General features: G+C 52.5%; 16 protein-coding genes, 6 pseudogenes and 1 other annotated feature. Of the genes and pseudogenes, 5 read left to right on the plus strand and 17 right to left on the minus strand.

The window, feature by feature from the left end:
- Positions 1-20 precede the first annotated feature (20 nt).
- Positions 21-1127, minus strand: a pseudogene (locus tag ACK6D9_RS08215) (IS256 family transposase); the annotation flags it as partial.
- A 57-nt stretch (positions 1128-1184) separates the two neighbouring features.
- Here ACK6D9_RS08215 and ACK6D9_RS08220 point away from each other — a divergent pair.
- Both ACK6D9_RS08220 and ACK6D9_RS08225 read left to right on the plus strand, forming a co-directional pair.
- Positions 1185-2426: pseudogene (locus ACK6D9_RS08220) on the plus strand (IS3 family transposase).
- Positions 1466-1595: a sequence feature (AL1L pseudoknot), on the plus strand. (Overlaps the previous pseudogene by 130 nt.)
- A 426-nt stretch (positions 2427-2852) precedes the next feature.
- On the plus strand, positions 2853-4166 hold the full coding sequence (locus ACK6D9_RS08225) for a UDP-glucose dehydrogenase family protein (RefSeq protein ID WP_412051285.1): 1314 nt from the start codon (positions 2853-2855) through the stop codon (positions 4164-4166).
- 5 nt (positions 4167-4171) lie between these two features.
- Here ACK6D9_RS08225 and ACK6D9_RS08230 read toward each other — a convergent pair whose 3' ends face one another.
- The 9 genes from ACK6D9_RS08230 to pseB all read right to left on the minus strand — a co-directional run bounded on the left by ACK6D9_RS08230 (position 4172) and on the right by pseB (position 12142).
- Positions 4172-5125, minus strand: a complete 954-nt coding sequence (locus tag ACK6D9_RS08230) for a UDP-glucuronic acid decarboxylase family protein (RefSeq protein WP_412051286.1) — start codon at positions 5123-5125, stop codon at positions 4172-4174.
- On the minus strand, positions 5125-5922 hold the full coding sequence (locus tag ACK6D9_RS08235) for a glycosyltransferase family 2 protein (protein WP_412051287.1): 798 nt from the start codon (positions 5920-5922) through the stop codon (positions 5125-5127). Before ACK6D9_RS08235 ends, ACK6D9_RS08230 begins: the two co-directional genes overlap by 1 nt.
- A gap of 94 nt (positions 5923-6016) precedes the next feature.
- The gene (hisF, locus tag ACK6D9_RS08240; RefSeq protein ID WP_412051288.1) at positions 6017-6787 is read right to left on the minus strand and encodes an imidazole glycerol phosphate synthase subunit HisF; all 771 of its coding nucleotides are present in this window, start codon (positions 6785-6787) and stop codon (positions 6017-6019) included.
- A 2-nt stretch (positions 6788-6789) separates the two neighbouring features.
- Positions 6790-7419 (minus strand): imidazole glycerol phosphate synthase subunit HisH, encoded by a 630-nt coding sequence (hisH, locus tag ACK6D9_RS08245; protein WP_412051289.1) that lies wholly within the window; start codon positions 7417-7419, stop codon positions 6790-6792.
- A 7-nt stretch (positions 7420-7426) separates the two neighbouring features.
- Positions 7427-8578 carry an N-acetyl sugar amidotransferase gene (locus tag ACK6D9_RS08250; protein WP_412051290.1) on the minus strand — a complete coding sequence of 384 codons (1152 nt, stop codon included), beginning with the start codon at positions 8576-8578 and terminating at the stop codon, positions 7427-7429.
- Entirely contained in the window at positions 8578-9228 is a 651-nt protein-coding gene (locus tag ACK6D9_RS08255) for a pseudaminic acid biosynthesis-associated methylase (RefSeq protein ID WP_412051291.1), read from the minus strand. Before ACK6D9_RS08255 ends, ACK6D9_RS08250 begins: the two co-directional genes overlap by 1 nt.
- Positions 9229-9243: 15 nt before the next feature.
- Entirely contained in the window at positions 9244-9942 is a 699-nt protein-coding gene (pseF, locus tag ACK6D9_RS08260) for a pseudaminic acid cytidylyltransferase (RefSeq protein ID WP_412051292.1), read from the minus strand.
- The gene (gene pseC / locus ACK6D9_RS08265) at positions 9942-11093 is read right to left on the minus strand and encodes a UDP-4-amino-4,6-dideoxy-N-acetyl-beta-L-altrosamine transaminase (protein WP_412051293.1); all 1152 of its coding nucleotides are present in this window, start codon (positions 11091-11093) and stop codon (positions 9942-9944) included. Before pseC ends, pseF begins: the two co-directional genes overlap by 1 nt.
- Before the next feature lie 14 nt (positions 11094-11107).
- A complete protein-coding gene (gene pseB, locus ACK6D9_RS08270; RefSeq protein WP_412051294.1) occupies positions 11108-12142 on the minus strand; it encodes a UDP-N-acetylglucosamine 4,6-dehydratase (inverting) in 1035 nt (344 codons plus the stop codon).
- 282 nt (positions 12143-12424) lie between these two features.
- On the opposite strand from pseB, the gene ACK6D9_RS08275 reads away from it, so the two are divergent.
- Positions 12425-13176 (plus strand): IS5 family transposase gene (locus ACK6D9_RS08275; protein WP_412051295.1). Its coding sequence is split into 2 segments (ribosomal slippage): positions 12425-12758 and positions 12758-13176, totalling 753 coding nucleotides; the frame shifts between segments, so codons are not numbered across the junction.
- A gap of 26 nt (positions 13177-13202) precedes the next feature.
- Here ACK6D9_RS08275 and ACK6D9_RS08280 read toward each other — a convergent pair.
- Positions 13203-14001, minus strand: a pseudogene (locus ACK6D9_RS08280) (IS5 family transposase).
- Between the two features lie 166 nt (positions 14002-14167).
- Here ACK6D9_RS08280 and ACK6D9_RS08285 point away from each other — a divergent pair.
- Positions 14168-15110 (plus strand): IS630 family transposase gene (locus tag ACK6D9_RS08285; protein WP_412051296.1). Its coding sequence is split into 2 segments (ribosomal slippage): positions 14168-14505 and positions 14504-15110, totalling 945 coding nucleotides; the frame shifts between segments, so codons are not numbered across the junction.
- A 12-nt stretch (positions 15111-15122) separates the two neighbouring features.
- Here the strand turns inward: ACK6D9_RS08285 and ACK6D9_RS08290 are convergent.
- The 6 genes and pseudogenes from ACK6D9_RS08290 to pseG all read right to left on the minus strand — a co-directional run bounded on the left by ACK6D9_RS08290 (position 15123) and on the right by pseG (position 22499).
- Positions 15123-16373: a lipopolysaccharide biosynthesis protein gene (locus ACK6D9_RS08290; RefSeq protein WP_412051297.1), complete on the minus strand. Its 1251-nt coding sequence runs from the start codon at positions 16371-16373 to the stop codon at positions 15123-15125.
- The gene (locus ACK6D9_RS08295; RefSeq protein WP_412051298.1) at positions 16355-17530 is read right to left on the minus strand and encodes a hypothetical protein; all 1176 of its coding nucleotides are present in this window, start codon (positions 17528-17530) and stop codon (positions 16355-16357) included. The genes ACK6D9_RS08290 and ACK6D9_RS08295 overlap by 19 nt, the downstream gene beginning before the upstream one ends.
- A gap of 1231 nt (positions 17531-18761) precedes the next feature.
- Entirely contained in the window at positions 18762-19106 is a 345-nt protein-coding gene (locus tag ACK6D9_RS08300; RefSeq protein ID WP_412051274.1) for a hypothetical protein, read from the minus strand.
- A pseudogene (locus tag ACK6D9_RS08305) lies at positions 19103-20205 on the minus strand (IS5 family transposase). Before ACK6D9_RS08305 ends, ACK6D9_RS08300 begins: the two are co-directional and overlap by 4 nt.
- A gap of 266 nt (positions 20206-20471) precedes the next feature.
- A pseudogene (locus tag ACK6D9_RS08310) lies at positions 20472-20663 on the minus strand (transposase); the annotation flags it as partial.
- Between the two features lie 300 nt (positions 20664-20963).
- On the minus strand, positions 20964-22499 hold the full coding sequence (gene pseG, locus ACK6D9_RS08315) for a UDP-2,4-diacetamido-2,4,6-trideoxy-beta-L-altropyranose hydrolase (protein ID WP_412051299.1): 1536 nt from the start codon (positions 22497-22499) through the stop codon (positions 20964-20966).
- 201 nt (positions 22500-22700) lie between these two features.
- Between pseG and ACK6D9_RS08320 the strand changes: the two are divergent.
- A pseudogene (locus ACK6D9_RS08320) lies at positions 22701-22799 on the plus strand (IS5/IS1182 family transposase); the annotation flags it as partial.
- Between the last annotated feature and the right edge of the window lie 84 nt (positions 22800-22883).

Here is a 22883-nt window from a genome sequence, read left to right on the forward strand (position 1 = left end):
AAGACCGGACACTCTCACGGTCACGCGTTGAAGCGCTCCTCGAACATAATAGCGAACTGGTTTCTGGCTGCAAACCATTCCCGGACATTCCTGCCGCCTTTCTCGAAGTTCCGGATGGCGAGATAGATCAGCTTGGTCGCTGCCTCCTCGGTCGGGAACGAGCCACGCGTCTTGATTGATTTACGGATGACCCGGTTCAGGCTCTCGATCGCGTTCGTTGTGTATATGATTTTGCGGATTGCCGGATCGAAGGCAAAGAACGGGATCACCTCCTGCCATGCCCGCCGCCAGGCCGGGGCGATGGAGGCGTATTTTCCGGCCCATTTTTCCTCGAACGCATCAAGCTCACCGGCGGCCTGATCAGCGGTGGCGGCACCGTAAATCCGGCGCAGATCGACAGCCACGATCTTGCGATCCTTCCAGCTGCAGAAGTTCAGGGAATGGCGCACCAGATGCACGATGCAGGTTTGCACCGTGGCTTGCGGAAAAGCAGCGGTGATCGCCTCGGGAAAACCCTTGAGCCCGTCTACAACGGCAATCAGGATGTCCTGGACGCCGCGGTTCTTCAGCTCATTCATGACGGACAGCCAGAACTTTGCCCCTTCGTTATCCGCAACCCAAAGGCCTAGAACCTCGCGCACCCCGTCCCGTGAGATGCCCAGCGCCACGTAGACGGCCTTGTTCTTCACCATGCGGCTGTCGGCATCCCTGATCTTCACACGCAGGGCGTCGAAAATGACAATGGGATACATCAACTCCAGCGCTCGGGATTGCCATTCCCGAACCTCGTCCAGAACGGCGTCGGTGACCCGGCTGATTAAGTCGGGCGATACCTTGAGGCCGTAGACTTCCTCCAGATGGGCGCGGATGTCGCGAACGGTTAAACCTGCGGCATAGAGGCCGATGATCTTGTCATCCATGCCATCAATCCGGGTCTGACCTTTCTTGACTAACTCCGGCTCGAAACTGCCGTCCCGGTCTCGGGGCACTGAAATCGGCATCTCGCCATCCTGGCCCTTCAAACGTTTGCCGGCTGTGCCGTTCCGCCTGTTAGACTGGCCAGATGGCGCATCCTTGCCCTCCTCATAGCCCAGATGTGCCGTCAACTCGGCACCCAGCATCCGTTCCATCTGAACCGACCCGGGTTTGCCGGAGGCTCCAACTTCTGAGAGAGTGGAGCGATTATGAGCAAGACAACGAACAAGTTTTCACCTGAGGTCCGCAACCGTGCCATTCGCATGGTGCTGGACCATGAAGCCGAGCATCCATCACGCTGGGCTGCCGTTTCATCTATCGCTGCCAAGATCGGCTGCTCACCAGCGACGCTGCACGACTGGGTCAAGAAGACCGAGGTCGACAGCGGCAAACGAGCAGGCGTGCCGAGCGATGTGGCCGAGAAGATGAAGGCTCTTGAGCGGGAGAACCGCGAGCTTCGCCAAGCCAACGAGATTTTGCGCAAAGCCTCTGCATATTTCGCGATGGCGGAGCTCGACCGCCCCTTCAAGCGATGATCTCGTTTATCGACGAACACCGAGGTGTGTTCGGGCCAGATGCTTCGTATTTGGCCGATCTGCAGGCTGCTGCCGATTGCCCCTTCAACCTACTACGAGAATGTAGCCAAACGCCTGGATGTGGATCGCCTGTCGATCCGCGCCCGCAGCGATATCAGCCTGAAGATCGAGATACGTCGCGTCTTCGAACAGAACTTCCGCGTCTATGGTGTTCGCAAAGTCTGGCGGCAATTGAAGCGTGAGGGCTTTGACGTGGCCCGCTGCAGTGTCGCCAGGCTTATGAGGGCTATGAACCTGCAGGGTATCATTCGAGGAAAGCCGATCCGCACGACGTTCTCGGACAAGACTGCTCCGAGCCCGCTTGACCGGGTTAACCGCCAGTTCAAAGCCCCCGCACCAAACAGACTGTGGGTTTCGGACTTCACCTATGTCGCGACCTGGCAGGGTTTCGTCTACGTGGCGTTTGTCATCGACGTCTTCGCTCGCCGCATAGTTGGCTGGCGGGCGAGCAGGACGGCACATGCAGGCTTTGTCCTCGACGCTCTGGAGCAGGCGCTTCATGATCTGCGTCCCGCTCATGGTGGCGGCCTCGTGCATCACTCGGATCGAGGTGTCCAATACGTGTCCATTCGGTATTCCGAGCGGTTGGCGGAAGCTGGTATCGAACCTTCTGTCGGAAGTGTCGGCGACAGTTACGACAATACCCTCGCCGAAACGATCAACGGTCTCTACAAGGCCGAGGTCATCCATCGACGTGGACCATGGAGGAGCTTCGAGACGGTGGAATTGGCCACCCTGGAATGGGTCGACTGGTTCAACCACCGACGACTTCTGCAGCCCAACGGGAATATACCGCCAGCCGAAGCTGAAGAACGATATTACGCCATGCTGGACGAAGCAGCTATGGCCGCATAGCTTAAACGAAATGGCCTCCGGCAAACCCGGGGCGGTTCAGTCATCGGTGGTGTCCTTCAGGTTGGTCCTAAACAACCCGACCCTACCGGAAAACACCGGTGGCTATGAAACCCAGCTACACCACGATCTGGGGCACGATCGCGGCACGAAAACGTGACAGGTCCAGGAGCGTCTCATTAAAAGCCCAAGACGCTTCCGAAAACTGTAGGGAACTCGGGTCTCAGGTCATGCTTGGCGCAGGGATGCGTGTAATATTGTTCTGTTTCCCTTATCCTGACGTGCAATTCAAGTTCAGCGCGATCGATTGCAGATCGCAAAGATAGTGTCTAAATAATTACGAATTACTAGGCTCTCGCTGGAAGGTCGAGTGCCGTCGGACCGGTCACTCGTTCCAGTTGGCTTTAAGCAGCAAACTTCGGAGAAGACATGAAAATATCGATCATCGGAGCAGGTTATGTGGGGCTCGTCTCTGGAGCATGTTTTGCCGAACTGGGATGGAAAGTCACATGCTTCGACAATGATGAAACGCGGATTGATCAAATGCGCCAGGGAGTATCGCCAATTTTTGAGCCCGGCCTAGACGATTTGTTGGCCCGGCATGGGGCCTCGGGACATTTGAGCTTCCAGTGCGGTGCCGATGCCGCTCTTGCGTCCGCGGACCTAATATTCATAGCTGTCGGCACGCCAATGTCAGACGATGGAAAGGCCGATCTCTTTCAGGTAATTGACGCCATCACGCAAATAGTTCCACATCTTTCTGGCTATACAGTCATCGTTCTAAAATCGACGGTACCAATCGGCACCAATGACAAAGTTGAGGCTATGATCCGTTCTTTGAGGCCAGACGCAGATTTTGATGTCTGTTCAAATCCTGAATTCCTGCGCGAAGGTAGCGCAGTTCAAGATTTCATGCAGCCTGACCGTATCCTCATTGGATCGAATTCCCAAAGGGCGACCGAGATGCTGCGTCAGTTATATCGGCCCCTAGAGATGCGAGACGTCCCGATCATGACGGTTTCGCGCATATCTGCAGAGTTAGCAAAGTATGCGGCAAATACATTTCTCGCCATGAAGATCAGCTTCATCAACGAGATATCCGACCTGAGCGAAAAAGCCGGGGCGAACGTATCAGAGGTCGCAATGGCGATTGGAAAGGATCACCGCATCGGCGAAAAATTCCTTCATCCGGGGCCAGGCTATGGCGGCTCCTGTTTTCCAAAGGATGTGTCAGCACTGATTTTTCAGGCCCGAGAATTCAATTCACCGGTGACGTTGGTTGAACAGGTCCAGAAGATCAATATAGCACGTAAGCTGGCCATGGTGGCCCGCATTGTCGATGCAGTTGGGGGTGAGCTCGAGGGCAAGACCATTGGGATATTGGGTGTGACGTTCAAACCCAACACAGATGACATGCGCGATGCGGCAAGCCTCACGATTCTGCCGTCGCTGATTGAAAAGGGCGCTAAAGTCATGGCCTACGATCCAATCGGAATGCGCAATGCCCGCCACATGCTGCCTCGCGTGAACTGGATGTCAGGGCCGCAGGATGTTTTCAATGATGCAGACTGCGTCGCTGTGCTGACCGAATGGGGGGAATTTAACGCCCTTGATCTGATCGAGGCGCGTGGTTTGATGCGCGGCGACGCTCTTGTCGATCTACGCAATGTCTTTACGCACGAGCGCGCGCGCGAGGCGGGGCTGAGATATTATCCGATTGGAACGCAGCCGTCGCACGGATGATCGCTTCAGTAACCCAAGGGACGATTTGGCAGACTCTTGAAGTGCTCGATCGTGCGCTGCAACCCATCCCGCATTCCTATTCGGGGAGACCAGCCGAACTTCTCCTTCGCTAAATTGATTTCGGGGCAGCGTTGCTGGGGGTCGTCCTGGGGCAGGTCACGATACACCAGCTTGGAAGATGAACCGGTCAGTTCAATAACCAGCGACGCGAGCTCGATCATTGTGTATTCCTCTGGATTTCCCGTGTTCAATGGACCGTGGAAACCTGGGCGAGCGGACGCAAAAAGGCGAAAGGCATCGATCAAGTCATCAACATAGCAGAAGCTCCGCGTCTGGGATCCGTCACCGTAGATCGTGATGCCTTCCCCTTTCAGGGCCTGATTGATGAAGTTGGTGACAACCCGGCCATCATCCGCAGCCATGCGCGGGCCGTAGGTATTGAAGATGCGCACAACCCGGACGTCGAGCTTGTGAAAGCGATGGTAGTCGAAACACAGGGTCTCGGCGCAGCGTTTGCCTTCGTCATAGCAGGCCCTGATGCCGATCGGATTGACGCAGCCGCGATAGCTCTCGGGCTGAGGATGCACGTCCGGATCGCCATAGACTTCGCTGGTCGATGCCTGGAAAAACAGTGCGTCGTTGTGGCGGGCCAACTCCAGTAGGTTGTTGGTTCCCATGACGCAAACCTGGGTCGTGCGGATCGGATCGAGCTGGTATTTTGGCGGAGATGCCGGACAGGCAAGATTGTAAACCTCGTCAGCTTTGATCCGCAGTGGGACCAGAATATCGTGACGGAGGAGTTCAAACCGGCTTTCGGAGGCCAGATGTGCAACATTTTCTTCCGAGCCGGTGGACAGGTCATCAACGCAAATGACGTTGCGCCCCTCTGAAAGCAGCCGGTCACACAAATGCGATCCCAAAAAGCCTGCACCACCAGCGACTATTGCAGTTAAAGCCATTACAAACCCTTTTTATTGAAGCGAAGGTAGACCGAAAACAGGACATGTGTGCCCGTGAAAAAAGCGGCAGAGACGGGACTTGTCTGTTCAAAATTACGGTGTACATGGAATACGCGGCGCATCATGGTGAGTTTCGATCCCGAAATCTGGCCGACGATGCGCCGGTAATTCAGCAGCGGAGCGTCCAGCTTGAGGCATCGCACGCCGCTGTGCAGAATTCGTAGCCAGCAATGGTAGTCCTCGACAGCCTTGTAGCTGCGGTCTTCCTCAAACGGGAAGCGGCGGGCAAGCTCGGTCGACACGACCACGCTGGACGCTGGAATGCGGCCCTTGATGCGATGATTGGCAAAGGCAATCAGATGCGTCTGTACAGGCGTCAGAACGTCTGTATCAACGACAGAAGCACCATCGGCAAAGTCTCGCATTGCCGTGCAGCTGAAAGTCTCGCCCGTCGCCGACAGGGCTTCGAGCTGCAACTCGAGCTTTTGTGGATGCCAGAGGTCATCGGAATCAAGGAACGCGACCCAAGGGCTGGAGGCACTTTCGAGGCCGCGGTTGCGCGGGGCGGCAGGAGCCCCATTGTTCTTCTCAAGCGCGAGAAGTCGTATGCGGCTGTCCCGGGCGGCAAAACCTTCAACAATCGCCCGCGTCTCATCGCTCGAGTGGTCATCGACAACCACCGCTTCCCAGTTCGTATGGGTCTGGGCGATGACGCTTTCAAGCGTGGAGGCAATTGTACGAGCCGCATTGTAAGCCGGTATGACCACCGTTACCGCGACGTCAGGGTTTCTTGTCATCTAACTACCGGTTTCCTTGCAGGCATCTCTGCCACTGTGTATTGCTGCGCGACGGAACTTCCGGATTTGCACGCGGCACTTTGCTCCGGCACGCCTATTCGGGCCGGTAGGCTTTCCTGACCGGAATGCCGGCATCTGCCAGCGCCTGCTTAGCGCCCGCAGGTGTGAGTTCGGTGAAGTGAAATATGCTGGCCGCAGCGACGGCCGACGCACCGGCGTCGCGAACGACTTCGACCATGTGCTGATAGTTCCCTGCGCCTCCCGAAGCGATCACCGGGATCGAAACGGCACTTGCCACTGCTTCGACGAGCTTGAGATCGTATCCTTGGAAGGTCCCGTCGCGTTCGATCGAGGTCAGCAGGATTTCGCCTGTGCCCTTGTCTTCCAGCTCTTTCGCCCAGGTGACGACATCCTTGCCGGTGGCGAAGGTCCCGGCCCGGCTGAAACACTTCCATCCGGCGCCTTCGCTGCGCACATCGAGGCTGGCGACAACACATTGAGACCCGTGCCGGTTGGCGATCTGGGTGACAAGATCCGGTTTATCATAGAGCGACGTGTTCAGGCTTACCTTGTCAACACCCGCCCGCAGCAGGGTCTGGACCTGCTCGATCTGCCGGATGCCGCCGCCGAAGGTCAGCGGGATAAAGCAGTCGCGGCCAAAATCATCAATCGACTCATAGTCCGGATCGCTCTCGTCGATATAGGCGGTGATGTCGACCAGAATCAGCTCGTCGACTTCCCTCTGGTTGTAGACCTTGATGGCCGGCAGCACCGGTCCGACTCTGCGCCAGCTGTCAAAGCCGACGCCTTTGACTAGGCCGAATTGTTTCCACAAAAGGGTTGGAATGATGCGGGTCTTGAGCATAGTCAGAGTCTCGCAAAATTTTTGAGAACAGCAAAACCGGCGCGGGAGCTTTTCTCCGGATGAAACTGCGTGCCCCAGACATTGCCGTTATGCACGGCAACAGTGAACTCGGTGCCGTAAATCGATACCGCAGCCACATGATCGGGGTTGTCGGCGTTGAATGCGTAGCTGTGCACAAAATAAAAATCGGACCCGTCGGGAATTCCCGCCAGCAAGGCATTCCCGGAATCTCGTCGGAACACCTCGTTCCAGCCCACGTGAGGGAGCCTGAGGCCGTGGTCGGCCACTTGCAGTTTCAGCACTTTGCCGGGAACAAGCCCCAGTCCAGGGGTACCATCCGCATCCGCAGCCCCCTCAATCCCCGAATCCGAGAGAAGTTGCATTCCCACACAGACACCGAGAAGCGGCATTTTGCCGTCGAGCACGTTCTTGCGAAGGGCGTCCACCCAACCACGGGCATGGAGCCGGGTCATGCATTCGGTATAGCTGCCGACGCCCGGGAGAATAAGTCGATCCACTCCGGTGATCTGGTCAGGGGCGGTGAGGAACACACCGGTAACGCCCAGCTCTTCGAGTGCGCGCTCGATGGAGCCTATATTGCCCACTCCATAATCGATGATCCCGATATCCATGTCAGCGTCAGACGTTGTCGTCGTTTATTTTGGTAAGATTACCGTGCTTGTCCTTGATCAGGCTGCCATCGGGATGGCGCTTGAAGATCTTCTTGTTGGTGAAGCGATCACATACCTTGATGAACTCTTCGACGGTCATGTCCAACGGAGCCAGGATATCTTCCAGTGGTTTGTCGAGGTAGGTCCAGGGGAACTTGCCATCGTGAACCCTGACGACATCCAGAGCATCCTGACGCGTCAATCGTCCCCGCCGGATGTGCAGGCAAGCAAGATCAGTCGCCCGCCCAAATCCGAACTTGAGGTACTTGAAGTAGTCGTGGATGCCGGTCTGGTGGTTATCCAGGTTTTCGTAGTTGACGATTGAACCCTCAACCGCCTTGTCAAAACTGGTGAACCCATTTGCAACCGACACGAGGGTATTGCTCAAGCCATCCCAAGGTAAATAGTGGCCGAGGAATAATCCGGTGACTCCGACGCGGCTCAATTCGTCATCGGAAGGATAGCTGTAGTTGATGAGGTCCTTCGCTTGGATGTCGTACTGACCGATAATGTCAGTGACGCGCATGCCCAGCAAACCTCCGAACTCTTCAAGCCAGCGCCGGTTCAGCACATTATCATCCGCCGCGGCTGCCGGGCCGCCATATTCATTTTGGGAGTTTTCACCCCAGATGATCAGCGGGATATTGAACTGGACTGCGGCACGGACCGGAATGGTGAAGATTCCGACATGCTCCGGCCAGGAAATGTCGCCGACCTGGGTCAGTCCGATGCGATTGAGCTTTGCGCGCACCAGCGGATTGGGCGAAACTTCGACATAATCAACGCCCAAACTCTTGATGTTCTCGATGTTCTGCCGCCCCAGTTCGGAGAGGTCGCAGGTGGTCGAGGTCACGCAAAGCGGATTGAGGCCGAGCTGCAGCATTTTGACAACCTGATAGGTGCTGTCCTTGCCGCCGCTGACCGGAACGATGCAATCCCAGTTCGACCCGTCGGTCTTTCGATAACGCCCGAGGACTTCGATCAGCTCCTGGTATCGCTGGTCCCAGTCCACCGTCTTGCGGTTTTCGTAACTCCGGCAGGCGTTACATACGAATTCATCGTCCAGACGCAGATCCGGCTTGGTATCCGGCATGACGCAATGTTTGCAGTAGTTCAGCATCAGCGATTGTTCCCGTCCGTTGCAGTCTTTTCCATGAGGAACCAGGTGATGTCGTCCTGAGGAAATTTTGGATCGCGACGATAGGAAAATCCATAATCGACCAGCTTCATTTGCGGATGCTTCTCCATGATTTCACCGGCGAAATCACGTTTGAAGAGCCGGTCTGTGTGGCCGCGGTAGGAAATTGCAACCGGGGCAGGGTTGTAGTATTCGCAAACCAGAAGGTAACGCGACGTTGATTGCACAAGGCGGCTGTAGACCTGATCCAGAATATCCGGATTGATATGAATCAGAACGCCCTTGATGAGTGCGATGTCCCACTGCCTTTCGGGGGAGAAATCAAGTATCGACTGGCAGTGAATGTTCTTCGAGTCGACAACCTTGCCCAGTTCTTCTGCGGCGTGAGAGTTGATCTCGATCGCGCTGAAATCCATCTCCGGATGCAAGAGCTTCAGAGCCTTAATATTCATCCCGATATTGGCGCCGAATTCGATGCAGCTGCCGCATCGCGCGGTCTGCGCAAGTGCCTTGCTGAAAAACTGCAAATTGGATGCTAGAAGCAAGTCGCCTTGGTTGCGCTCGATGTAGTCATTTCCAAACTCACCTGCCCAGAAAGCTTCTTGTTCTGTAACGTATTGATTTTGACTCATGATAGTCCTCATGGGTTAGATGCTGCTCATTCCGTGCATCTGCTTGAACATCCATTCAGCACGTTCCCAATCTTCGGGTGTATCCATATCTTGCACCCGATAACGAGGCAACAAAAATGCGATTGAGCGCGGAGAGAATACCGGCCTTTTCTCCTGCCAGGCAACCGTTGAACCCCAGTAGAACTGGCCCGCATCATGGTAGGCGGTCTCCAGGTCTTGAGATCGTGTCGTCAGGTGTTCTGGATAGAACATCTTGACCCGGCCTTCGCCATCGAGGTGAAAGGCTCTCTCGATTGGAAAAGCAAAGCTGGTTGCCGAAAAGACGTAGTCGGCATCTGCCTGACGGAAAGCCTGGAAGGCCCCGTCGACGTCTTCGTCCTTGATGAAAGGAGCTGTCGAATAGATGCAGCAAACAGGGTCTGCCGCTTCCCCATGCTCTGACAACCAACTGACTGCGTGTTTCATCACATCGCCGGTCGTGGCGAAGTCGTCGGCAAGTTCGGCGGGGCGCGTGAACGGCGTCTCCGCGCCAAAGCCACGCGCCACCTCGGCAATCTCTGCGTCATCGGTTGAAACGATGATCCGGGTAATGTGCCGGCTTCGCGCCGCCACTTCGATGCTCCAAGCAATCATCGGCTTGCCGCCGAATTCGCGGACGTTTTTTCGCGTGATGCGTTTGCTTCCGCCGCGCGCTGGGATGATGGCCGTTGTCATCAATTCGCATCCAGCAATCGTATCAGTTCGCGAGCCACATAATCCACGTCTTCATTTGTCATGTTGGCATAGACCGGAATCGAAATCGCCTGGGCGTAGTAATTCATCGCGCTGGGGTAGAGCGCCGGATCATGGCCTAGGTCCCGGTAATAGGGCTGGCTTGGCACCGGTATGTAATGAAGGTTCACGCCTATTTCTGCTTTGCGTAGACCTTCGAAGATCTTGAGGTGGATGTCGGGCTGAACTCGAATGACATAGAGATGCCATGACGAGGCCGATTCTTCAATCGGGTCCGGCAATTGCAGTCCGTGGCCCCTCAGTGCCTTGTCGTAGCGGGCAGCAATATCGCGCCGCCGTGCAACAAATTGCTGCAGCCTAGACATCTGGCTCAAGCCAAGCGCCGCCTGCAGATCGGTCATCCGGTAATTGTAACCGAGCGTGACCTGCTGGTAATACCATGGCCCGTCCGGCGCATGTGTCATCTCTTCGCTTTCACGGGTAATGCCGTGGCTTCGCAAAAGCTGCATGCTGCGTGCCAGCGCAGCATCATTGGTCGTGCAAAGACCACCCTCTGCAGTGGTGATGATCTTGACCGGATGAAAGCTGAACACGGCGATGTCGCTGTGCGCGCAGTTCCCCACCGGAGCGCCTGCGTAATCAGCGCCGATGGCGTGGGAGGCGTCTTCGATGACCTTGAAGCCATAGGCTTTGGCCAAGGCGCCAATGGCCGCCATGTCACAGGACTGGCCGCACAGGTGAACCGGAATGACGACCTTCGGCAACCGCCCGGCCTGCTTGGCCTGCTCCAGCTTGGCTGCAAGCTTTTGCGGGCACATGTTCCAGCTGCGGTCATCAATATCGACAAAATCGACATCGGCTCCGCAGTAAAGCGCGCAATTGGCGCTGGCCACGAAAGTGATGGGCGATGTCCAGACCAGATCACCGGGCCCGACGCCCAGAGCCATGCAGGCGATGTGCAGCGCACTGGTGGCGCTGTTGACCGCGACCGCATGCGTGACGCCGCAATGCTTGACGATAGTCGCCTCAAACGCCGGTGTCGCAGGACCTTGCGTCAGAAAGTCGGACGTGAGTGTCGAGATGACAGCGTCAATGTCATCCTGGGATATATCCTGTCTGCCGTAGGGGATCATGGTGGATACCGTTTTTAGCGTTTCACAACGTGGCCGGCAATCAGCTCACGCAAATCGTCAACTGTGAGGAAGTGGTCATTGGTGCCGCTGTTGTAGCTGAAATCCGTGTCGACGCGTTTTCCGACGGCCTTGGCGAGATAGTCATTGACCACGTCATCACCGCTTGACGGAAGGATGGCATAATAATCACCGATGTCGACTGTGTTGGGACTGTCGCTGGACGTAATCATTTCTTCGTGGATCTTTTCGCCGGGGCGAATGCCGACGACCGGCTTTTCGCATTCCGGGCCGATAGCTTCGGCGACGTCCAGAATGCGGTAGGACGGTATTTTGGGCACCAGAATTTCAGCGCCTTGCGCATTCTGGATCGACCAGAGAACCATGTTGACGCCGTCATCAAGCGAGATGTTGAAACGGGTCATGCGCGGGTCCGTGATGGGCAAGAGTCCCGAAGATCTGGCTTTGAGGAAAAACGGAATGACTGAGCCGCGGCTACCCATTACGTTACCGTATCTGACAACCGAGAAGCGCAGGTCGCGTGAGCCGCGGATATTGTTGGCGGCGATGAACAGCTTGTCGGAACACAGCTTGGTGGCGCCATAGAGATTGATCGGCGCAGCTGCCTTGTCTGTCGATAGGGCAATAACGATTTTGACCTTGTTCGACAGGCAGGCCTCGATCAGGTTTTCCGCCCCGAGCACATTGGTGTTGATATACTCCATCGGATTGTATTCGGCGGCAACCACCTGTTTGAGCGCTGCAGCATGAACCACGATGTCAATACCTTCAAGCGCGCGAACCAGTCGGCCGCGATCGCGAACGTCGCCGAGCATATAACGCAAGCCAGGGTATTTGCTTTCGGGAAACAGCTGCTGCATCTCGAACTGCTTGAGTTCGTCGCGTGAAAAAACCACGAGACGCTGGATGTTTGGACATTGGTCGAGAACTCTCTTCACAAACGCTTGGCCAAAGGAACCGGTGCCGCCTGTCACGAAGATGGACATGTCATCTGTGATAAGCGTTTCGTCATACGTTTTACTTGTCATCATCTTGCCTTCTCAACTCAACGTTATTTCAAGGTCCGTGACCCCGATCTCAATCGGAAAACGCCGCTCCTAACTGGTGAAAAACGAATCAGGGCCAACTATGTCCTGCTGACCGTACATTGGACAAACTGTCCTTGGGAACCATGAGCGCAAGCAGATACACGTTGTCAAGGTTGTAAGAATCGAGTGCTGCAAAAAAAATAGTAGCGTCTAGGGGCTGTTGACTTTCGGGATTCCCAAATCACCTGACTTCTGATTCAAGGTTGCAAACGGAGGAGAGCAACCTTGACCCGAAGAGTCCTATCCAATTCGCAATGGGCGATCATCGAACCTTATTGTCTGGGCAAAACCACCGATCCGGGACAAACCGGGCGTGCCCCACGGCTTTTCGTGGAGGCAGTCCTCTGGATCGTCCGCACGGGCGCGCAATGGCGTGAATTGCCCGCTGAGTTTGGCAAATGGAATTCTGTATTCAAGCGGTTCCGCAGATGGGTCAAAGCGGATGCTTTCTATAGTATGTTCAAAGCATTAGCCTCAGACGCCGATCTGGAATACGCAATGATCGACGGTACTATCGTCAAGGTTCATCGCTCGGGTCAGGGCGCAAAAGGGGGACTCTCTGCCAGGCCATTGGACGCTCTCGAGGCGGCGTAACGACAAAGATACTGGCCCTGACAGACGCGCTCGGCAATCTCGTCGATTTCTGTCTGATGCCCGGGCAAGCCCATGACCTGCGCGAGACCAATGCATTGATCGACGGCTTGTCCGCCGGGCATTTGTTGGCAGACAGGGCCTTTGATGCTGATCGGCTGCGTAGTGACCTGCTGGAGCGTGGCATAACTCCGGTCATACCGCCAAAATCCAACCGGAGGTTCCCGGCAGAGTTCGACAAGGAGACCTACAAATGGCGGCACTTGATCGAAAACTACTTTGGCAAATTGAAGGAAAACAGAGGGATAGCAATGCGCTCTTGCAAAACCGACCAGAGTTTCAAAGCCTTCATCTCAATCGCCGCAACGCTCATTCACATACGGTGAACGTCAACAGCCCCTAGGCTCAGGACTCATTGATTGATCCAGAAGATGACTATTGCTGCGATTGCGATGGCTGACATGAAGGCGTGGGCACAACGGTCGTAGCGGGTGTGGATGCGCCGCCAGTCTTTAAGCTTCCCAAACATGTTCTTGATCTTGTGACTGTTTTTGGAGAGCGTCTTGTCGAACGGAATTTCGGTTTTGCGGTTGGATTTTGGCGGAATGCAGGGCTCTATGCCTCGCGCCTCGAGTGCCTGGCGAAACCAGTCTGCATGGTAGCCCTTGTCACCGAGCAGGGCTTTTGCATCCGGAATGGCGTCAAACATCAGCGCTGCGCCCTTGAAGTCGCTCATTTGGCCCTCGGAGAGCAGCAAAACAAGCGGACGTCCCACGCCATCGCAAACCGCGTGCAGCTTGGAATTCAAGCCACCTTTGGTGCGGCCTATACGTCGGGGAACAGGCCCTTTTTTAAAAGACTTGCGGCCGTGCGGTGGGCTTTGAGATGGGTGGCGTCCGTTGCCCGGCAAGCGATGCCACGCATCGCTGAGAGGGAAACATCACCTGGTCGGGCGTCCCGGCCATGCCTGCAAGCTCGGCGAGTATCCTGTTGAACACGCCAAGCCGGCTCCAACGGATGAACCGGTTGTAGATCGTCTTGTGTGGGCCATAGTCCGATGGCGCATCGCGCCAGCGCAACCCGTTGCGGATAACAAAGATGATGCCACTGAGAACCCTCCGGTCATCAACCCGCGGGACCCCGTGGGATAGCGGGAAATACGGCTCAATCCGCTTCATTTGCCGGTCGGTAAGCCAAATCAAATCACTCATGCCAGTATCCTCCTGGCATCAATGAATCAGGCTGCAATCCCTCCCGCAAGCAATTTAATGGGTCCTGAGTCTAGAGCACGTCCGCTAAAAATGGAATCGGCACAAGGATTCCGTCGGAAGGAATTTTGTGATTCCATCCTCTGACAGTGATTTGTCGGAGGGAGACATGGCCCGAGCATTAAGTGATGATCTTCGCAGCCGGGTTCTTGCAGCATCGGCGGGCGGGATGTCGGCGCGGTCGGCGGCAGCGCGGTTCGGAATCGGTTTTTCGACGGCGATCGCCTGGATCGCGAACGTGCGGCAGGGCCGGGTGAGCGCGGCCAAGCAAGGCCGTCGCGGCGGTTCACGGCTTGATGCACACGAGGCCTTCATCGTCAGCATGATCGAGGCCTCCAAAGATGTCACACTCAATGAGATGGTCGCGCGACTGAACGAAGACAGATCGGTCTGCGTCGGTAGGAGCACCCTCGACGTCTGGCTGCGCAAGCGTGGCTTCACATTTAAAAAAGACCGCACATGCATTGGAGCAGGAGCGCCCAGACGTCATGAAGCGACGCGAGGAATGGTTCGATGCTCAACTTGAACTTGATCCTGAACGGCTCGTCTTCATCGACGAAACCGGCCTATCTACAAAAATGGCTCGGCTTCGTGGTCGCTCGCTGCGTGGAGAACGTTGCCGATCGGCCGTCCCGCACGGCCACTGGAAAACCACGACGTTCACCGGCGCGCTCAGGCTTTCGGGCATGACCGCACCGATGGTCCTTGACGGAGCGATGAATGGAGTGGCGTTTCGAGCCTATGTCGAGCAGGTTCTTGTTCCCACCCTCGTCCCCGGCGATATCGTCGTCATGGATAATCTGCCTGCCCACAAGGCGGACGGCATCCGACGGGCCATAGAGGCCGCAAACTGCGAACTGCTCTATCTGCCGCCTTACAGTCCCGACTTTAAACCGATCGAGAACGCCTTCTCCAAACTCAAGGCGCTACTGCGTGCAAAGGCCGAACGTTCTGTCGACGGGCTGTGGAACACCGTCGGCGATCTCATCAAACTCTTTGAACCCCAGGAGTGCGCCAACTACTTTGCAGCAGCAGGATATGACCCGGATTAAAGTGGACGTACTCTAGATCGATTTAGCGTATCGCAACAAAAAAAACACAATAAAAAATATTCCTACTGAATAAACGACAGTCAAGCCAATTGAAGCACCGACAGCTCCAAGATTATAGACTAAAAAATAAATCAAAGGCACTGCAATCAAAATCATAAAGAGATTCAACTTGGCGATTAGTTTTGCTTTATTTATAACACTCAATATAGGTGTCGTAAATCCAAATATTGCAATAGTATTTGTTGCGATAATTGCAGGTGCGACAAATTTACCTACGCCGTCAAAAGATTCATCTACTATGAAAGGCAATACTAAATAAAGCAATGGGACCGCGATTAGGCTTAATAAAAATGTCATGCAGGACAGTATCAAAAATATTTTAATAATTTCCAATATATCGTCGCCTGACAGAGTGTCTACTTTTTTATAAACCCATGACTCCCAAACTGGCAATACTGCGCCATAAATCATACCAATAATTGATGCCAATTGTATTGCTATTGAATAAAAGCCAAGTTCTTCTGGAGCCGATATTTTTGCAATTATTATTCTATCTGAAATAATTAATGCATATGATATCATGCTTCCCATAAGAATAGGAGTGCTAAAATTTAGCATTTCGCGTGTTTTTTCGAAACTAAATTTAATTCCAAGTCGGTAATCTTTATACAAGTAAAATACTGCCACGGGCATGCTAATTGAGGCAAAAAGCACTTCTGCCCAAGCCCTGGCCTTCCAGTCGAGACCAAGCTTAACAATAAAAACGTATGTTGCTCCGTAAAGAAACAGGGATCCTAAAAGTCCCCATAAACCATAAACCAGTGCGCGATTATTGATTTGGAATAAATGATGAAGTATCACAGTATGGAACCGTGTATAAGCAATTAGCAATATCATATAGTACCAGAAACTTGATATACCTTTCATTTCTGGAAAGTAAAATGAAATTGGTATTAGAAATATGAGAAGTAATAAAAACAGTATATTCGACAACCAAAACGCAGAACTCAAATATACACTAAAATCCTTGTTTTGAGCGAAATAATTTCGCTTAAGCGCCGCATTTAATTCCAGTCGAAACAAATTACTCGTAAGAAGGACGGATATATTAAAAATCGCCAATATACCATAGTCATTTGGTGTCAGCAATCGTGTAAATATTGGTAGAGTGATTATCGGAATAATGGCGGAAAATATATTAAAAAAAAGATAAAGAGATGCAGTTTTCCCGTGTGGATATATTTTTAAGATTCGTTTATACATTTTTCTATCAAATCTGAGACGGATTCACTATTGGTCTTGTGTTTAGATATGTGAACAAATTCATTTACAAATAGATCAAATGCGTCTTCATTTATTGTAGTGGGTGGGCAATTAATATGTTTAGAAATCAAATTCTTCAAATCCTCCTTTTTATATAAATGAGTCGCAATAGCTTTGACTTTAGGGTTGTCTGATGAATACATCACATCATGGCCGTGACTCTTGCATTCTCCCCAAGCTGGGAGTGCAATAAAAGCCCGCGCGATCGCCGCCTCCACTAGGGAGAGTGAATTGTAGCCTATCGCAACCTTCGTGTCCGCAAGGACCGAGAAAAGTGGCGTTTCGTGGCTACACATTAAGTTCGGGGCTCGGTTGCCTCCAATAAATTTTTCTAATTCGACTGTATCCTGTAGATCCTTAGTTTTTATCAAGAATCTAACAGGACAATTTGAAAATTCATCGGCCAACTCGCAAAATGCGCTCAGTACATTTTTAAATGTCTCATCTGCGTAATATCCTTTCGTGAATGTAAGCAATGTAATAAGGGTTCTCTCTCTATGGGGTTTCAATTTATCAAGATCTCGCCAAGCATCAAAACGTGGCAAACCAGTCACAACTATTTTACTATTAAGAAAATTTATATTGCTATCTTCCAAAGTTTTCTTGCTTGATTCGCCAGCGACAGCGATTGCAGATCCGGTAAATATATAACCAAAATCATGGTACCATTCTTTCACCTTGTCGCATTCTCTAGGTATAACTGGGTGCTCGCGTGAAATAACAATAAATGGAATTTGTAATATGGCACATGCTTTCTTAAAGCCAACATCCTGCCAATAATCGATATTCGCCGAAATAACGGCTTCAATCTTCTTTTCTTTTCCAGCCATTTGTATCAAATTTAGTGCGTATTCTGTACTGTGATAGATAGGTCTATCATTGCCAAGCCCGACGTATCGTTGATAATATGTCTGGATCTGCATTTCTTTTGGAAACCAAGCCAATTGAAATCGTGTAAAGCCAGCCATAACTAACGAATAACTAAAATTTGTTCTTTTTCTAAGTTCATAAATATCTTTAATGAATGACTCTCGTGAAAGACACAAAATATTAGGACCTGGGTTACTATCCTTGTCAATGTTCAAATTGGTCATCATAGCCGCAAATTTTGGTCCGAGTATTTTAGCTGCAATATAGGACGCCGGCGCCCACACTCGGGCCAGGGGTCCATACCTGAGGCTTCTGATCACTTTAGTTGATTTGATTACCAATTATTTGTGCCTGTTATCAAGTGGTTGTCATTCGGTTTCAATTTTATTGTTGCTTGATTTAGATAGATCGTTTTTTCTTTTGGAGTACCATTTTCGTATGCCCGGGTTTGGCCCGGTTGGTTATGCTAGGCGTTAACACCAGATTCAACGAATGAGGCGGGGGAATTGCAATTAGGCAGCCAATTTTGGAGACCGGCGTAGAATCTTGAGTTCGTTTCATGGCCACTAAGCATACGCATTCATAATTTACCTGCCGCCAGATCCATTCGGACATCTGATTTTCAGTCCAGTGGATTTTTCAATTTGTGGACGTTTTATATTCGTGATCTCTAAACGCCTGCGCCCGTTCATAACCAGTGTCTTGGGTTAGTGGAACACTGTTGATGATTTCGGGCTTACCCTACACAATTACGGGTGCCGAGATCCGGCTGCCCCTTTCCGGCCATTGTTGCGCAATGCCTTGCCGGGGCAACGCAACGCATCTATGAACTGCAATGTATTTGCTCTCTCGCCTCTCGACTTATAAGACAGTTTTGACTGCGCCATTGACGACCTTTAAACTATGATTTGCGGGTGATTGGTTTCAACTACAAATATCTGCGGTGCTTACTTAGCGTTCCCAGCGCATTCCAAGTAATCGCCATCCACCACAGGTCGTCCGTCCATCGAACAGAGTTTATCCAACTCAGCCAGACTGATACGCCCCGTATAACCGTTACCCGTCGAAAGCGTAGTCGCCATACTCTTTACCGGCGCACGCTTCCAAGTGCAGGTTTAGTTCGCATGAACGCCCCATTTCAAAGGCAGTTCGGTCAGCATTAACTCAGCGTGGATCGCGAGAAGCACGATTTCGCGTCAAATGAAGACGAGCGAGGCTTGCCATTTGCCATGATGGACCTTCCTAACATCGGTCTATCCAATTATGCTGTTTGTACATAAAACGTTCCCATTCCTAAACATCATGATCACTCTCGTCAATGACGATTTGAGCAGATCACCGTATCGGCGAGTTGCCTCTGAAGTGCCGCATTGAAGACCTGACAGAGGACCGCACCCGATCACATTCCGAACGGGTAGAAAACTTCTTGTACCAGCGGCGCCACCGCAGAAGAAGTCGCTAGCAGGCTGTTGAAGAAGTCTCTCGTTTGGCCTTGAGGACGGCCTCGTCGCCGTTGTGATAGGCGAACGTGGTCTCGATTGTGCTGTCATCGAGCAATTCGGCATTTCCGTCGCCTGAGACTTCGTCCATTTCTTCAAATCCGGCCCACGTGAAGTGGACCAGTGATTGGCTGTAGCCGAGATCGAGGCCCGCCTGGAGCGCGCCGAAGGCAATTTCACCGTGACCGTCAGTTCCAATCGCGATCATGGCGGGCGCGACCAGATCGAGATAGCTGCGATCCCACAGATCGGCCTCGACAATCCGCCATCGACCGAGCAACGGGCAGCCTTCCGACGCGGTCATGTCGACACCGCCAGAAGCTTTGGTAACCGCACCAGATTGTATGCTGCTGCCGTCAAGGTGAAAGCCCAACCGACCCGGTCGCGCCCACGGAATTTCATCTTGTCCTGCCCAGCAATGGTCTTGATCCAACCGAAGGCCTCCTCTATCCGCTTGCGGATGCGCAGGCTGACGACATAGCCGCGATGTCGCGTCGTGCGCCCGTCAATCGCCGAGCAACGACCGTTTGCGTTCTGCGTCACATGCGGCGTCACCTTCATCGAGCGGAGTTCATTGACAAAATCCTCGGTGTCATAGGCCTTGTCGGCCCCCAGCGTGATCGCGTGCGGCCAGTCGGCACGCGGCTCGATCATGTGCAACGCAGCCACCCGTTCGGCGTGTCCATCTGCTTGCGTCAAACAGGCATCGACCAGCAGGCCATGGCGGTTTTCCATCAGACCATGCCCCATGAAGCACAACTTCGCCTCCTTGCCTTGCCTTTCTTGTAAAGCCTGGCCTCGGGATCGGTCGTCGAAGCATGCGTCTTGTTGGACCGTCTGTCGCCGTGGAGGTCTGCTTCCGCGTTGCGCCCACCGCCCGCCGCCGCCGGTTCTCCCGAACCGTCTTTCGGCCCATCCTTCGGCTTGATGCTCTTCATCGAGGCCCAGGCTTCGATCAGCGTGCCATCGACAGAAAAGTGATCCGTGGAAAGCAGCGCCTTGACCTTGGTCTGCGCCAGGATCGCGCTCAGGAACTTCGCGGCGATGTCGCCCTCAAGCAGCCGGTCGCGGTTCTTCGAGAACACAGAATGGTTTCAGGCCGCATCGTCAATGCCGATGCCGACAAACCAGCGGAACAGAAGATCATATTCCAGCCGCTCCATCAGCAGCCGTTCCGAGCGGATCGAATAGAAAGCCTGCAGCAGCATGGCCCGTAACAGCTTCTCCGGCGCGATCGATGGCCGCCCGATCGGAGAATAGAGCGCCGCAAATGCCCCTTCCTGCGAACCAAGCGCTTCGTTCACGATCAACCGGATCGCTCGCAGCGGATGACCCCGCCGCACCCGATCCTCAAGATCGACATAGCTGAAAAGCTCACCCGTCCTCACGTCGTCACCGCGCATTACATCATCCCCGAATCCCGACAAACTCAGTGAATCATGGGGAGCCGACTGAAGCGAGTGGCATTTTCAACAGCCTGCTAGGCTTGTAGGCGCTGACCTGAGCAACTGTCTTTAGGTTTGGTAACTGGTACCGGTCTTCATCATTGCATTGATACGGACCAGCAATCGTCGAGCAACGGCGATGATGGCTGTTTTTGCAGCCTTTCCCTCGTCGCGCATTTGGCCGGTCGCCGATAGACACGCGGATCGATCCCCGCCAAAGTACAGGCTCGCCGCTGATGGTATCCCTTCAGCGTCTTGGCATCCGATAATTCCATGCCGCCAAACTTCGCGCGCCACTTATAGAAGGTCGCATCGCTAACGCCGTGTTTCCGGCATAGCTCCTTCGCGCCCAACCCCGCTTGGTGCTTCTTCAGAATGCCAATGATCTGTTCTTCTGTGAACCTTGATCGCTTCATCGTCTGTCTCCTTCAATAGGAACAGACGAACCCCAAATCGCCGACGTTTCAGGGGGGCAGGTCAAGGAGGTACAGAAATTCGCCACGCAATGGCTATGGACCTATAACAACGAACGGCCCAATATGGGCATAAGCGGCATCACACCCGCACAGAAACTGAAAATGGCTGCGTGAATTCTAACGTCGAGCCCCCTCAAAAACGGGGGAATTACCCTATCTCAAGTGCTCTCGGCGAGATCTACGACCTCTTCTCCATCAATGAATGCAACACGCTTTTAGCTACGGTCCAAATGACCAAAATCAAAAACGGCGGAACAATTCAAAACGGATAGCCTCTGGATTGTCCTGTTGCGAACTCTTGGTAAATCCAAGCAACTTAAATACCCTTAGGGAAGCGATATTAGTCGGTTTTACATAGGCGGAAAGAAACTTATTTCCCAGATCATCAAAAATCTTGGCAATACATTGCTGCAGCATAATACGAGCGACGCCCCGGCGGCGGAAAAAAGGTGCGACTAAGTACGAAATTTGCCAAGAATGATCCGGCTGGTACTCAAACCTGACATGTCCAACAGGCTCACCATGGGGCGTTAAGGCTAAATAAAATACGATCCTAGGAGAGTCAATCTGCCGTCTGAACCAAACCGAGTGTTCATTCTTGGAAATCTGTGCATTGTTAAACGCATTTCGCCTTGTATCGGGGTCATTTGCCCACTTTAGGATAGTGTCCGAGTCAGATTTCTGAACCATTCTGAGTTTCATTCCCTCGCTTCCATCGAACATTAGCATGTCTGCGACGCGTTCTGCTCCAAGGCCGTCTACCATTTTCATCATTCGTGATGCTATACTTGGATCTAAGGGTGTATTCAGGGCTTTTTTCAAGCCCCGCACCATTGTAGTTTTCGTAATCGTTTCACTCCTACCCAGCCAGTATATGAAGCCGTTCTTATCCAAAGTTCGAGCTAGTGCTTCTTGGTTGTCCGCCAGCGTGACAACAACAGCTCTTAGTCCGAGACACAATCGTTCCCAACTTGTTGTCCCACAAGCTCCAACAAACAAGTCCGATTCAGCCATTATATGAGTAAGTCTCGGAAGCTGCCCAGAAACCCGGAATCGTTTATCTGCTGAGACAATCCTATTTATACTTTCAATTTGCACATTATGATCATCAATCACTATAAGTGCCGAAAATTCATTCGGCAAAACACACAATGATTCTACAGCCATCAAAGTCATTTTTTTGTCAGATAATCCAAAATATATAATAATATTATTTATTATTTTGGAATTACGCGTCAATTTGCATCTTTCAAATTTGTATTCTGAATCAATCATTGCATATTTTGGCCCTATCAAGGTCTCCGAATAAAATGGAATTAAATTATCATAACGGGAATTCTCACTTTCCACCAGGTTCTGATCGATCAGTAAATCGACATTATGGGTCCGATCAGCAACATCATCAATAGCTACAATACGTGAAAAAATTCGCTTTACTTGACTTTCCCAACAGGAGCTCAATTTATAGTTATCCACTACGACCCAAGTCTTCGTGTGTTTTTCCTCATGTTTCACGTCTTCATAATTACTGATAACTTCAACGAACTCCGTAGCATCTATTTCTTCAGAAATTATTTTGTCATTAAATTGAGAGCATATCTCCAGGACATCAAAGCCGTTTTCTTTAACCCTCTCAATCAGGTTTCCGCCAAGTGGTCGCATTACGAAAATTATCCGACCACCACGGAAACTCAAGCAATGCGCTAAATTCAGACAACGCATCACATGCCCTGAACCAATTGATGATGACGCATCCACCCGAAAAATAAACAACATTGCGATATTTCATTCCTTATTTGAACCTCCCGGTGTTTGCCGGAGGCTGTTTGGACCATGAACTCATAATGGCGTAGACGTAGTCTGATGCAAGCGAGTTTGATTATTGCGAGGAAAGTTAAGAGCCTGACCGAAAAAGAAGTTGAGTGATATCAGTTGGTTGTGGTTCATGAGGTTGCGAAGCCAACCATGGATACAACGATGTGGACTGATATCACCCGGGCACAACATGCCCGAAAGCATTGCCGACTGCCAAGCGATTTAACAGATGCTGAATGGGCGCTGATCGAGCCTCTATTGACCTGAGCCCCTAAATTTCCTCCAGAATTTGGTAGAGTCCGTCAACAAGGAGACGGACGGATGGTAATCCCCCCGTTTTTAACG

It is taken from the genome of Hoeflea sp. Naph1 (assembly GCF_046837775.1).
Classification (GTDB): Bacteria; Pseudomonadota; Alphaproteobacteria; order Rhizobiales; family Rhizobiaceae; genus Hoeflea.

What these genes read in the sequence shown, in the direction of transcription:
- ACK6D9_RS08225 (WP_412051285.1), top strand. Translation starts at nt 2,853, where the DNA reads ATGAAAATATCGATCATCGGAGCAGGTTATGTGGGGCTCGTCTCTGGA.
- ACK6D9_RS08230 (WP_412051286.1), bottom strand. Translation starts at nt 5,125, where the DNA reads ATGGCTTTAACTGCAATAGTCGCTGGTGGTGCAGGCTTTTTGGGATCG.
- ACK6D9_RS08235 (WP_412051287.1), bottom strand. Translation starts at nt 5,922, where the DNA reads ATGACAAGAAACCCTGACGTCGCGGTAACGGTGGTCATACCGGCTTAC.
- hisF (WP_412051288.1), bottom strand. Translation starts at nt 6,787, where the DNA reads ATGCTCAAGACCCGCATCATTCCAACCCTTTTGTGGAAACAATTCGGC.
- hisH (WP_412051289.1), bottom strand. Translation starts at nt 7,419, where the DNA reads ATGGATATCGGGATCATCGATTATGGAGTGGGCAATATAGGCTCCATC.
- ACK6D9_RS08250 (WP_412051290.1), bottom strand. Translation starts at nt 8,578, where the DNA reads ATGCTGAACTACTGCAAACATTGCGTCATGCCGGATACCAAGCCGGAT.
- ACK6D9_RS08255 (WP_412051291.1), bottom strand. Translation starts at nt 9,228, where the DNA reads ATGAGTCAAAATCAATACGTTACAGAACAAGAAGCTTTCTGGGCAGGT.
- pseF (WP_412051292.1), bottom strand. Translation starts at nt 9,942, where the DNA reads ATGACAACGGCCATCATCCCAGCGCGCGGCGGAAGCAAACGCATCACG.
- pseC (WP_412051293.1), bottom strand. Translation starts at nt 11,093, where the DNA reads ATGATCCCCTACGGCAGACAGGATATATCCCAGGATGACATTGACGCT.
- pseB (WP_412051294.1), bottom strand. Translation starts at nt 12,142, where the DNA reads ATGATGACAAGTAAAACGTATGACGAAACGCTTATCACAGATGACATG.
- ACK6D9_RS08290 (WP_412051297.1), bottom strand. Translation starts at nt 16,373, where the DNA reads ATGTATAAACGAATCTTAAAAATATATCCACACGGGAAAACTGCATCT.
- ACK6D9_RS08295 (WP_412051298.1), bottom strand. Translation starts at nt 17,530, where the DNA reads ATGATGACCAATTTGAACATTGACAAGGATAGTAACCCAGGTCCTAAT.
- ACK6D9_RS08300 (WP_412051274.1), bottom strand. Translation starts at nt 19,106, where the DNA reads ATGACCGCGTCGGAAGGCTGCCCGTTGCTCGGTCGATGGCGGATTGTC.
- pseG (WP_412051299.1), bottom strand. Translation starts at nt 22,499, where the DNA reads ATGTTGTTTATTTTTCGGGTGGATGCGTCATCATCAATTGGTTCAGGG.